This window comes from Kribbella sp. VKM Ac-2566, assembly GCF_004366005.1.
In the GTDB taxonomy this organism is placed as follows: domain Bacteria; phylum Actinomycetota; class Actinomycetes; order Propionibacteriales; family Kribbellaceae; genus Kribbella; species Kribbella pratensis.
Genome location: NZ_SODT01000010.1, coordinates 484,501 through 496,756 on the forward strand (window position 1 = coordinate 484,501; position 12,256 = coordinate 496,756).

Below are 12,256 nucleotides of genomic sequence, written 5' to 3' on the forward strand. Positions count from 1 at the left end.
GCTGGTGGGAGTGCGATACCTGATACGACGCCTCGGGTTCTTCGTGCTCACGCTGTGGGCGGCGATGACGCTGAACTTCTTCATCCCGCGGATGATGCCGGGCAGCCCCGAGGAAGCACTGCGGCAACGGCTGAGCAAGGGCGGCGCGGTGGTGACGCCCGAGCAGCTGCGTACCGTGCTGGCCGAGTTCGGCTTCGATCCGGACAAGAACATCTTCCTGCAGTACGGCGAGTACCTGAGGTCGATGGTGACCGGGCACTGGGGTGTCTCGATCGGCAGCAGTCTCGGCGTACCGGTGACGACGCTGATCGGCGACGCGTTGCCGTGGACGCTCGGGCTGGTCGGCCTCTCGACCGTGCTCGCGTTCGTCCTCGGCACCCTGATCGGTACGGTGGCGGGCTGGCGCCGCGGCGGCCTGATCGACGGGATCGTGCCGCCGGTGTTCATCGTCACCTCGGCGCTGCCGTACTTCTGGGTGGCGCTGCTGCTGATCTCGTTGTTCGCGATCGGCAACAACCCGGTGCTGCCGAACGACTTCAACTACGACCAGAGCCTGACGCCCGGGTTCACCGGTGAGTTCATCTGGAGCGTGATCAAGCACGGCATCCTGCCGGCCGGCACGATCCTGATCACCGCGGTCGGCGGCTGGATCCTCACGATGCGGAACAACATGGTGACCACGCTCGCCGAGGACTACGTCCGGATGGCCCGCGCGAAGGGCATCCCGGGCCGCAGGATCATGTTCGGGTACGCCGGCCGGAACGCGTTCCTGCCGAACCTGTCCGGGTTCGCGATGTCGCTCGGTTTCGTGATCTCCGGAACGATCCTGGTCGAGTACGTCTTCAACTACCCGGGTCTCGGCTACATGTTCTACAACGCCACGGTGAGCACCGACTACCCGTTGCTCCAGGCCCTGTTCCTGCTGGTGACACTGGCGGTGCTGATCTGTGTCCTGCTCTGCGACTTCGCGGTGTTCCTGCTCGACCCGCGCGCCCGGACGAAGGGGTAACCGATGAGCGCAATCGTTGCCGGCACGGCCGCCCCGACGCCGAGCGTGACTCGCCGTCCGCGCGGTGGTTTGCTGCGGGCGATCCTGCGGAACCGCAAGGCGATGGTCGGTGCGGCGCTGCTGCTCCTGTTCATCCTGCTCGCGGCGTTTCCGCAGCTGTTCACACCCGGGCTGCACGGCGATCCGCGCGCGATCGGCGATGTACCGCTGGCGAAACCGTCCGGCGAGCACTGGCTCGGTACGACGGGTCTCGGCCAGGACGTGTACGCCGAGCTGATCTACAGCACCCGAGAGTCGCTGGTGATCGCGGTCGTCGCCGGTCTCGGCGCCACGATCCTCTCGGTGATCATCGGCGTCTCCGCGGCGTACCTCGGCGGGTTCGCGGACGACGGGTTGTCGATGCTGACGGACATCTTCCTGGTGCTCCCGACGTTCCCGCTGATCATCGTCCTGGCGACGTACGCCGGCAAAGGCAACCTGACCGTGATCATCATCGTGCTGATCCTGACCGGGTGGTCGTACGGGGCCAGACAGATGCGGGCACAGGCGCTGTCCCTGCGGAACCGGGACTTCCTGGAGTCGGCGCGGGTCCGTGGCGAGCGATCGTCGTACATCATCGTCGTCGAGGTGCTGCCGACGATGATCTCGCTGATCGTCGCGAACTTCCTCGGCGCGGCGCTGTACTCCGTGCTCACCGCCGCCGGCCTGCAGTTCCTCGGGCTCGGCGATCCCAACTCACTCAGCTGGGGCACGATGCTCTACTGGGCGCAGAACCAGGGCGCCCTGGTGAACGGCCTGCCCGCGTGGGCGCTCTCACCGGGTCTCGCGGTCGCGCTCCTCGGTGTGTCGTTCGCCCTGCTCAACTATGCGTTCGACGAGATCAGCAACCCCGCGCTACGGCCGGTTCGGAGGCGACGTGCCAAGTCTTGAGGGCCGGCCACTTCTCGAGGTCCGGGACCTGACGGTCGAGTACGACACCGGGGACCGCCCGGTCGTCGCGGTCGACCACGTGGATCTCGACGTCCATGCCGGTGAGTTCGTCGGCGTGGTCGGCGAGTCCGGGTGCGGCAAGTCGACGCTGCTGTTCGCGATCGCGCAGCTGCTCAGTTCGCCGGCCGCGATCACCGGCGGCAGCGTCACGTTCCAGGGACAGAACCTGGTGACGATGAACGAGAAGAAACTGTCCGCGTTGCGCTGGCGCGACTTCTCGGTCGTGATGCAGAGCGCGATGAACGCGCTCAACCCGGTGAAGAGCATCGGCGCGCAGTTCCGGGACACCATCATGGCGCACGACGAGCCGGTCGCCGACGAACGGCCGGCCGAGGTACTGCGGCTGGTCGGCATCGACCCGATCCACCTTCGCAGTTACCCGCACCAGTTGAGCGGCGGCATGCGGCAGCGGGCGATGATCGCGATGGCGCTGCTGTTCACGCCGGACCTGATCATCATGGACGAGCCGACGTCCGCGCTCGACGTGGTCGCGCAACGCTCGCTGATGGTGCAGATCAAGGAACTGCAGAAGCAGCTCGGGTTCGCGGTCATCTTCGTCACCCACGACATGTCGCTGGTCAGTCACTTCTCGGACAAGCTGGTGGTGATGTACGCCGGGCAGGTCGTCGAGTTCGGCGACACGCGCGCGGTGTTCGACCATCCGGAGCATCCGTACAGCGCCGGGCTGCTGGACGCGTTCCCGTCGATCCGCGGTCCCAAGGTGCCGTTGACGGGGATCCCGGGCAGTCCGCCGAACCTGGCCGATCCGCCGCCGGGCTGCCGGTTCCAGCCGCGCTGCCCGAAGGCGTTCGAGGACTGCCCGAAGATCGCGCCGGAGCTCTACCAGGTGGGCGCCGTCCAGGCGCGCTGCCTGCTGCATGTCAAGGAACCGGTCCGGGAGCGCACATCATGACGTCGGTGGACATGGAAGAGGCCGGCGTGGACACCGCCGGTGCACCGTTGCTCGAGGCGAAGGAACTGACTCGGCACTTCCGGGTCGGGCGCGGGTTCTCGCGGCAGATGCTGCACGCGGTCGACGAGGTGAACTTCACCATCGGGCAGCAGGAGATCGTCGCACTGGCCGGTGAGAGCGGGAGCGGCAAGAGTACGATCGCGCGGCTGCTGGCGGGGGTCTACAAGCCGACGAGCGGCGAGATCTTCTACCAGGGGCGGGCAATGTCGACGTACCGCTCCCGGAAGGACCAGTTGTCCTACCGGGGCGACGTACCGATGGTGTTCCAGGATCCGTTCTCTTCGCTGAACCCGGCGTTCCGGGTGAAGCACGGAGTCCTGCGGAGCCTGAAGCTGCACCGGCGGGACCTGACGACGAAGGCGCAACGCTTCGAGGAGGCGGAGCGGGTCATCGAGGCCGTCGGCCTGTCGCCGGCCGGCGACGTCATGCACCGGTACCCGTACGAGCTGAGTGGTGGCCAACGGCAACGGATCGGGTTCGCGCAGGCGCTCGCGCACAAGCCGAAACTGATCCTCGCCGACGAGCCGGTGTCGATGCTCGACGTGTCGATCCGGATCGGCCTGCTGAACCTGATGGCGGAGCTGCGGGAGTCGCAGGGCGTCTCGTTCCTCTACATCACCCACGACATCGCGAGCGCGCGGTACGTCGCCGACCGGTTGATGATCATGTACGCCGGCCACGTCGTCGAGACCGGTCCGACCGAGTCGGTCCTGCAGAACCCGAAGCACCCGTACACGGACCTGCTCCTCGGCGCCGTCCCCGATCCGCGGGCGCCGCTGAACACCGGCATCGAAGGCGACACCGGCGAACCGCCGAAGGTCATCGACCCCGCACCCGGCTGCCGTTTCCGCTGGCGCTGCCCACTCGCCGTGGACCGCTGCCACGTGGAGACACCACTCCTTCGCATCCTCGGCAAGAACCACCAGGCTGCCTGCCACGTCGCGGAGCCCGACACGGACTGACGCAGCCGTCGCTGCCTCTGGCAGTCAGTTGGAAAACCCGTATCGCCGCGAGCCCCTGACGAATAGGCTCGCGCTCATGACCGACGGCGACTGGAGGGACAACGGGTTCAGACAACGTCGGCCCTCCGTGGAGACTCTCGCCTGGGTCGCGGCGTCGATGGGTCGAGGCAGTCGCGTCGTTGGCTATCGCCGAATGACCGGTGGCGTCTGCTCCGCCGTACATCGGCTGACTGTCGAGCGACGTGGAATACGAAGGTTCGTCGTACTGCGGCAGTACCCGGGCGGGCTTGGCCTGCAGGAGCCCTTGGAGCAGGAGATCGCCAACCTTGGCGTGGTGGCGGGAAGCGGGCTCCCGGTTCCGAGCATCCTGGCTGCTGACGTCGCCGGTGCTTCGACGGGAGGCGCGCCATCGTTGCTGATGACACGGTTGCCGGGGCATGTTCACCTCAATCCGGCCGAACCTCGGTCGTGGCTGACGAGGATCGCGGAGCTTGCTGTACAGCTGCATTCCCTCGATCTTCCCGCGAAGACGTTCAGACCTTGGACGGATTCTTGGATCGCCCCTCGGGACGGGTTTCAGGTGCCGGGCGACGCACAGAAGCCGGCTGTATGGAAGGCGGCGTTCGGTGTCATGACGGCGCCGCCGCCGGAGGACCCTGCTGTCTTTCTGCACTGCGATCTCCTGCCTGTCAACATGCTGTGGTCGCGCGGGAGAATCACTGGACTGACGGACTGGAACTCCATCCACCGGGGGTCGCGCGCGATCGACATCGGACACTGCCGGCGATACTTGGCGACGCTCTACTCGCCCGAGTGGGCGGAGCAGCTTCGATCGATCTACGAGTCGATCGCCGGGGTGACTCTCGATCCGTGGTGGGACCTGTACGCCCTGCTGCACTATGACGCCAACGCACCGAAGTGGCTCCACGGCCAGGTAGCCGGCCGCCGCCCCGTCGACGTACCCGGCATGACTTCCCGGGTCGAGATCGCTGTCGAGACAGCGCTACGTCGCCTCGCTAGCTGAGGGTTGTGTGCAGGGTTTGGCCGGGTGTGAGGGTTGTCTGGTGGGTCAGGGTGACTACGGTGCGGTTGCCGGTGGCAACTACCTTGGCCGGGATGCGGTCTCGGCCGAGGCGGACTTCGGCCTGGCGTGGTGGCTTGGTGGTTTCGAAGGAGAGGGTGGTGAGGGTCAGGCGGCCGTAGCGGACCTCGATCGACGCGGACAGGGCGCCAGGGGTACGGCGTTGCTGGTATGAGCCCCAGCCTTCCGCGGCAGTGAAGGCGCAGCGGAAGTTCTCCGGGTGGATGCGTGGCGCGAAGCCGAGGTGGCCCTGGGGGCCGTGGTATTCGTAGCCGCAAGCAGCGAGGTAGACGCCGTAGCCCATCATTGCGCGGGCGTAATGGTCGCTGGCCTCGATCTCGTTGTACGGGTTCCGTTTCTCGGCCGAGTAGCGCTCGTACATCGCACGTGTGACCGCCAGCCCCTCCGACGTCATGCCCTCGGAGAACAGGTGCGCGGCGAACTGGTACTCCTGCCCGGTCCACACCTCGTTGAAGTACATCAGACCGCGTGTCTCGGACGACCCGCCGTGCGGCCAGGTCGCCATGATCACGCCGCTCTCCCCCTCGGTCGTGTACACCCGCCCGGCCCCGATCCCCGGCGGCCGGTACGTCCCCGGATCGGCCCGGAAGTTCGACTCGTACAACCGCGCCAACGCCGTCCGCGCCTGGTCGGCCGGGAACACCCGAGGCAGGCCGAGTTGGGCCGCGTACGTCTGCCCGTACATCTGGTCGATGAACAACCCGCGGTTGCTGTTCTCGGCCGCCGGATGGGCCGGATCGACCTTCTGCACGTAGTACCCGTACTCCTCGTTCCACAACTTCTCAGACAGGTACGCCGACCCGCGATCGGCGATCGCCGCGTACCTAGCAGCGCTGGCCCCGTCCCCGACCTCGCCCGCCATCGCGGCAGCGGCCCGGAGCGCGGCGACGTACAGGCCGCTGATCCACGGCACCTCGCCGAACCACTCGGTGTCGAGCGTGTTCCACTGACTGCCGCGGAAGATCCCGTCCTCGTCGGCGCCGTCCCGGTGCGTGACCAGGAACTCGACAGCCGTCCGCACCCGGGGCCAGACGCGGCGCAGGAACGCCGAGTCCTTGCTCATCTGGTGTTCGCGATAGATCCGCAGAATCGTTCCGGTCTGCCCGTCGGCGAACGAGGTCGATGCGTCGCCGGCCTCGCCGCGGTTGCCGATCTCGCCACTCGGCCGGAACGCGATCCCGAGATCGACCCGCTCCCGGGTGTCGCGTTCCAGGTCGGGGAACAGCCGGCCGATCGCCTGCGCGTAGTTCCAGACATGCTCGCAGGTGCCGGCGCAGCAGTACGTTCCCTCCCAGGCGTAGAAGCGCCCGTCGTCCCAGCGATAGCACGTACTCGTCGCGATCGTGGACGCCGTCGCGAGAGTCCGTTCGAGGAACCAGTGCGGCAGCGACGAGTCGTCGTACCAGGTCTTCGCCCACAGCTTCGTGTCGCGCTCGAGACGGTCCGCGTGCTTGCCGACATACTCGACGACCTCGCGGGCCGACGAGAAGCGGGTCGCGTAGTGCCGGCGGAAGGTCGAGGCGCCGACGAGCTCGGCGAACAGCTCACGTTCGGGGTTCGGGAAGAACCAGCCGTACGCGAACCGGACCGTCCGCGACTCCCCCGGACGCAACGTCACCGTCACGGCGACTGTTCCGGCCTGCGGACTGTCCGAATCACCCGGACCGGTCGCCGAGTCGAAGAGCGCATCGACCGAGGACCAGTCCGCGATCGACGGCCGCGCGACCCCATCCGGCGTCAACGCGGCCAGCGCGAACGTGCCGCCGTCGGGACGGTCCGCCACGGGCTGCCGGCGGATCGGCCGGTCGCTGAACAGGATCCGGTCCACGTTCACGTGACCCCAGCCGCCGGTGTTGTTGTCGACGATCTGGATCCGCGCCGTGCGGCCGGCGAACGCACCCACATCCATCGACACCGCGGTGAGCGGTTCGATGTCGGTCCCCGTCGCCGAGGCCACGACCTGCCCGTCGACCACGACGTTCAGGCAGGTCTCCCCCTTGTGGTGCCCGCCGCCGACCCACGCCGTGACGAACCGGCGCTCGATGACGAACTCCCGGCTGGTCAACGAGCCCGTGTACCGGTCCGGATCGCCGGTGCCGCGGAAGTTGTACGACGTGACGAACCGCCCGCTCACGTTCAGCTCGGTCCGCACCCCGAACGCTCTCCGGAACCCGTCGGGCGTCTCGGCCGCGGTCACCGGGCCCGCGCCGAAGGCCTCACCCGTCACGGTCCAGCCGTCGTACGTCGGCTTGTCCCAGGTCTCGAACACGATGTCCGGCCGATCCGTGAACACGATCGCGTCGCAGCTCAGGTGCCCCCACGCGCCGGTGCTCGCGTCGACGATCTCGATCCGCGCCGTCCGCCCCCGGTGCACCGCCAGATCCAGCATCTGCGGGACCAACGGCTCGCTCTCGTCACCCGTCGCCGACGCCACGACCTGCCCGTCGACGACCACGTTCACGCACGTCTCGCCGGGATGACGGCCCCCGCTCATTCCGACCGCGACGTACCGGCGCTCGACGGTGAACTCCCGGCTCGTCAGTTTCCCGGTCGACCCGTCGTTCGTGCCGCCGCGGAAGTCGTACGACGTGACGAACCGCGTGCCCGACACATTCAGGTCGCCGAATCGCTTCATCAGATTCGGTACGTCGAGGGGCCGCACGGGGCCCGCACCGAACGCGTCACCGGTGACGGTCCACCCGTCGTACGTGTCCTTCTCCCAGTCCTCGAAGAGGATGTCGCCCTGCTCCGCGGTGGTGTCGTCGATCGCCCCGAACTGGATCCCGCCGGTGAAGGCCCGCGCCTGCAGCGTTGTGGGTTGCTGGAGACGGCTGTTGATGCAGACCGGGTTCTCGGCGTACCCGAGCAGTGTCGCGCGAACTGCCGCGGACGACGTGTTCCGCAGCGTGAACGCCATGATCGTGGTGGGCAGCGTCGAGTCCGGCGTGGCGAGCGGGACGAACGGCGAGAAGGCCTCCAGCTGGACCGACACCGGGCTGTTCGGGTCGGCGTACGCGACCCGGCCGATCGGGTACGAACCGGTGAACCGCACGTCCTTGAAGCCGGCCGCGTCAACGGAACGCGTGGTGGTCCGGCCGTGAGCGGTCGTGCGGAGCGCGAAACCCTGGCCGAACTGCGACGCGCCCGGCTGGTCGGCGGAGAGCGGGAAGGCGTAGTTGTGCCCGGAGAAGTCGGCGCCGCCGAGCGGGAACGAGGTCGGGTTGAAGATGTCCCAGGCCCACAGCCGCCCATCGCCGGCCAGGTACACCTGTCCCGTCGTACCACCGCCGACCGGCATTCCGATCTTGGGCAGTGCGGCACCGGTGTACGTCGTGGGCGTACCGCGATCGAACAGCACCGCGGGATCGCGCCGCGGCGGTGCCGCTAGCGCTGCCAGCGCCTGGCCCGGGACGGCCATGGCACCGACCGCGGCGGCGCTCAGGGAGATGAAGGTACGGCGGCTCAGGTGCGCCCGGGGACAGTCGCCGGCACAGGATCGGTTCGCGCAACCGGGCGGCAGTTCATGCGTCGTCATTCGGTTCTCCTAAGCGAGGGCGGTGCGGGAGAAGTTCAGCGAGGACGGTGCGGGAGAAATCGATTTCCGACACCGTAGCCAGCACCCGCCCCGAGGTCAACGGGTCCCGCCGGCCGAGATACTGTTCGACGTACATCGAACAACGTCGTAAGGTGGTGGCATGCCTCTCGAGCACCGCCGGTCGGTCGTCGCGCTCGCGCTGATCGCCTCGTTCATGGTCTTCGTCGACAGCACGATCGTGAACGTCACCCTCGCCCAGCTCGCGACCCACCTGCAGGCGTCCCGCGCCGAGCTCGAGTGGTCGCTGAACGCCTACACCTTGTCGTTCGCCGCGCTGATGCTCGGCGCCGGGGCGATCGCCGACACCCTCGGCGCGAAGCGCGCGTTCCTCACCGGGCTGCTCGTCTTCACCGTCTCGTCGGCGGTCTGCGCGACCGCCGGTTCGATGCTGATGCTGAACCTCGCCCGGCTCGTCCAGGGCGCGGGCTCCGCCCTCCTGCTGCCCAGCGCGCTCGTCCTCGCGACCGCGTCCGCGACCGACGAACACGCTCGCCATCGCCTGGTCAGCTGGTGGGCCGCCGCCGGCGGCGCCGGGATGGCCGCCGGTCCCCTGCTCGGCGGCGGTCTCGTCGCGCTCGCGAACTGGCGAGCCGTCTTCGCGGTCAATCTGGTGATCGGCATCCCCGCCGCGATCTGGGCACTGCGTTCGATGCCTGCCGTGGTTCGACGTATGCGACGACTTGATCTCGCCGGGATGGGAACGGCGACCGCGTTCATCGGCGGGCTGGTGTTCGCCTTGATCGAGGCACCGGCACGCGGCTGGCGTGATCCCGCGGTGCTCGGCGCGGTCGCACTGACCGTGGCCGGCCTCGTCGCCTTCATCGTGATCGAGCGTTCCGTCCGGGCACCGCTGCTCCCACTCAAGCTGTACGCCGAACGCGGCTTCGCGACTGCCGCAGTTCAGGGCACGCTGCTCAATTTCGCCTTCTACGGCGTGCTGTTCTCTATGAGCCTGCTGCTCCAGCAAGGACGCCACCTCAGCGCACTCGTCACCGGATTGCTCTTCCTGCCGTTGACCGGCCTGATCTCGATCGCCAACCTCGGCTCAGCGCCGCTCGCCCGTCGCCTCGGCCGACCGGCGGTCCTCGCGATCGGCCAGGCGGTCCTGACGCTGGCGCTGCTGGCGCTCGCCTGGGCCAGTACGTCGTCCGCGGTCTGGCCGATGGTGCTCGCGCTGATTCCGATCGGATTCAGCTCCGGGCTGCTCGTCCCGACGATGACCGCGCAGTCCATCGCCGCGGTCGAACCCGACCTGCACGGCGCCGCCTCGGCCGCGTTCAACACGTCCCGCCAGATCGGCGGAGCGATCGGCGTCGCGACGTTCGGCCCGCTGCTCGGCACCGCGCACAACCTCGCCGGCGGTTTCGTCACCTGCGCGATCGTCGCCGCCGCCGCGAGCATCGCGGGTCTGTGCGTGACCGCCTTCGGCCGCCGTACGCCGGTCCTCGTACCTTCGGCGGCCTGCGATTCGTGATCCGCCTGCAACCACGGCCGGGTTGAAGGGTGTTTCACTCAGGCAGGTAGCTTTCCTGGGGCAGGGGTGGGGTGGAGAGGGGGGCGGGTGGCTGCACAGTCGAGCGGGCAGTCGAAGAGACGGCTGGGGACGACGGTCGCGCTGACGCTTGCCTGCGTCCTGGTCTGCGGCGTCGCGTTCGCCGGTGCCGTCTTCGTCCTGATGCCAGGCGCTCGGGACCGCAGTACGACGCCCATCGCCGCCGGTTCCGCGACGCCGTCGACTCCCGGCCCGCGACCTGCCCCGAGGCCGAGCGTCCCGGACTCGACCTCGAGCGAGGAGCCGCTGCCGGGCGTCGACACCCCGGCCACTCCCCCGCCGTCGACCCCGGTCGCGAACACCGGCACGTACGAATGCCCCGGATTCAGCGGTATCGAATCGAACGTCCCGCTGTCGATGCTGATGAACGACACGTTCTCCTGGGGCGACGACCCGCCGTACAAGGTCGGCAACGGGAGCGGTGACATCAACTGGCGCACCGACCCGTACAAGAAGCCGAGCTGGTACATGTGGCTGCACTCGCTGCGCTGGCTGGGCAACGGCATCACCGCCGGGCAACGCGGTGATCGCAAGGCGCTGACGCACGTGATGGCGATCATCCACGACTGGGTGCGGGACAACCCGTACACGTGGAAGGGCGATGTCGGCGCGTGGGAAGCCACGATGCACCGCACCAACGTGCTGCTGTGCGCCCGCCAGGCCGTCCTCACCGGGTTGAAGGTCAGCTCGCTGCCGACGCAGTACGCCTGGCTCGACAAGGCGCTCATCGACCATGCGCAGTTCATGATCGTGAACTGGAGCGGGCCGTCGAACCACGGGACGGACGAGAGCATCGCCCTGTTCGGCGTCGGGTGCACGCTGAAGCGGCCGGAGCTGAAGACGCTGGCCGTGGACCGCTTGTCGCAGGCGATCACGAAGGCGATCGACACGCAGGGCTCGACGAACGAGCAGTCCGTCGGGTACGCGATGTTCAACTACCTGCTGTGGGGTCGCGCGACGACTGCGCTGCAGCGGTGCGGATCGAACCCCGGACCGGTGATCGCACAGCGGCGTGCCGCTCTGTCGGAGTGGCTGGCGCTCGCGACCAAGTCCACAGGTGAGCTGCAGCAGGTCGGTGACGCCGTACGGCAAAAGCCGACCGGTGCGGCCGGGACCGCGCTCGATTACGTCGCCTCGCTCGGGAAGAAGGGCACGAGACCGTCCAAGCGGGTCGCGGTCTTCGACGCCGGCTACATCTTCGGCCGGACCGGGTGGGGCGAAACGCGGCCGTTCGCGCAGGAGTCGACGTACAGCATCCGGTACGGCGCAGCGCGGACACTGCACGGTCATGACGACCACATGTCGATCACCTACTCGTCGCACGGCAGCGACGTGCTGATCGACCCGGGGCACTCCGGGTACCAGCTCGACAAGTGGCAGGCGTGGTCGAAGAGCCAGGCCGCGCACAACGTGATGACCATCCCGTCGGCGGACACCGCGAGCGTGGTGACCCAACTGGTCCGCGCATCGATCACACCGACCTGGGAGTCGTACTCGCTCGCTGATTCACCGGCGCCGGGTGTGACCCGGAAGCGCGACGTACTCGTGCTCAAGGATCCCGACCTGATCATCACGCTCGACCGCGGCCAGGCGACCGAGACCCAGCGGTACGAGACCCTCTGGCACCTCGCGCCGGACCAGAAGGTGACGGTCCGATCCCCCACTACTGCTGTCGCAACGAAACCAGGCGACAAGGCGAAGACGTACCTGCTGCAGATCCCGTACCAGCAACAACCGGCCGCCGACGGCATCACCGTCGTCCAGGGTCAGCAGGACCCGGTCCAAGGCTGGTACTACCCCGACATCTTCCACCGCCAGTCGGCTCCGGTGGTCAAGTTCAACCGCAACGGGACGAGCGCGACCATCCTGAGCGCGATCGTCCCGGCAGGCTCGACCGAAACCGTCACCTACAAGACCCGAACCGTCAGCGGCATGTTGTTCGTCGACCTGACCGTCGGCACCCGCAAGACGACCGTCCGGGTCCAGCAGGACGGCCGCCTCACCCGCATCAGCTGATCACTGTTCGGCAGCTGCCACCCGGTCACAACCGTCGTACCTGCCTTGTCTCTCCTG

Annotated in this window: 8 protein-coding genes; 7 read left to right on the forward strand and 1 reads right to left on the reverse strand. The window is 68.0% G+C overall.

The window, feature by feature from the left end; translation table 11 throughout:
* Positions 1–10 precede the first annotated feature (10 nt).
* The 5 genes from EV647_RS20690 (at position 11) to EV647_RS20710 (ending at position 4,958) form a co-directional block, all read left to right on the forward strand.
* Positions 11–1,009 (forward strand): ABC transporter permease, encoded by a 999-nt coding sequence (locus tag EV647_RS20690; RefSeq protein ID WP_134005278.1) that lies wholly within the window; start codon positions 11–13, stop codon positions 1,007–1,009.
* Positions 1,010–1,012: 3 nt separating this feature from the next.
* Positions 1,013–1,939: an ABC transporter permease gene (locus EV647_RS20695; RefSeq protein ID WP_134005280.1), complete on the forward strand. Its 927-nt coding sequence runs from the start codon at positions 1,013–1,015 to the stop codon at positions 1,937–1,939.
* Positions 1,926–2,912 (forward strand): ABC transporter ATP-binding protein, encoded by a 987-nt coding sequence (locus EV647_RS20700; protein WP_238177309.1) that lies wholly within the window; start codon positions 1,926–1,928, stop codon positions 2,910–2,912. The genes EV647_RS20695 and EV647_RS20700 overlap by 14 nt, the downstream gene beginning before the upstream one ends.
* Positions 2,909–3,934, forward strand: coding sequence for an ABC transporter ATP-binding protein (locus tag EV647_RS20705; protein WP_238177310.1), 1,026 nt, complete (start codon positions 2,909–2,911; stop codon positions 3,932–3,934). The genes EV647_RS20700 and EV647_RS20705 overlap by 4 nt, the downstream gene beginning before the upstream one ends.
* Before the next feature lie 76 nt (positions 3,935–4,010).
* Positions 4,011–4,958, forward strand: a complete 948-nt coding sequence (locus EV647_RS20710; protein ID WP_134005284.1) for a phosphotransferase family protein — start codon at positions 4,011–4,013, stop codon at positions 4,956–4,958.
* On the opposite strand, the gene EV647_RS20715 is transcribed toward EV647_RS20710, so the two are convergent.
* The gene (locus tag EV647_RS20715) at positions 4,951–8,571 is read right to left on the reverse strand and encodes a GH116 family glycosyl hydrolase (protein ID WP_134005285.1); all 3,621 of its coding nucleotides are present in this window, start codon (positions 8,569–8,571) and stop codon (positions 4,951–4,953) included. The genes EV647_RS20710 and EV647_RS20715 overlap by 8 nt on opposite strands.
* A 160-nt stretch (positions 8,572–8,731) precedes the next feature.
* On the opposite strand from EV647_RS20715, the gene EV647_RS20720 reads away from it, so the two are divergent.
* Entirely contained in the window at positions 8,732–10,105 is a 1,374-nt protein-coding gene (locus EV647_RS20720; RefSeq protein ID WP_134005287.1) for an MFS transporter, read from the forward strand.
* An 87-nt stretch (positions 10,106–10,192) separates the two neighbouring features.
* Positions 10,193–12,199, forward strand: coding sequence for a heparinase II/III family protein (locus EV647_RS20725; protein WP_238177311.1), 2,007 nt, complete (start codon positions 10,193–10,195; stop codon positions 12,197–12,199).
* Positions 12,200–12,256: the final 57 nt, after the last annotated feature.

Excerpts from the sequence above, each read along its gene's own strand:
- EV647_RS20695 (WP_134005280.1), top strand. The coding sequence starts at position 1,013 with ATGAGCGCAATCGTTGCCGGCACGGCCGCCCCGACGCCGAGCGTGACT.
- EV647_RS20705 (WP_238177310.1), top strand. The coding sequence starts at position 2,909 with ATGACGTCGGTGGACATGGAAGAGGCCGGCGTGGACACCGCCGGTGCA.
- EV647_RS20710 (WP_134005284.1), top strand. The coding sequence starts at position 4,011 with ATGACCGACGGCGACTGGAGGGACAACGGGTTCAGACAACGTCGGCCC.
- EV647_RS20715 (WP_134005285.1), bottom strand. The coding sequence starts at position 8,571 with ATGACGACGCATGAACTGCCGCCCGGTTGCGCGAACCGATCCTGTGCC.
- EV647_RS20720 (WP_134005287.1), top strand. The coding sequence starts at position 8,732 with ATGCCTCTCGAGCACCGCCGGTCGGTCGTCGCGCTCGCGCTGATCGCC.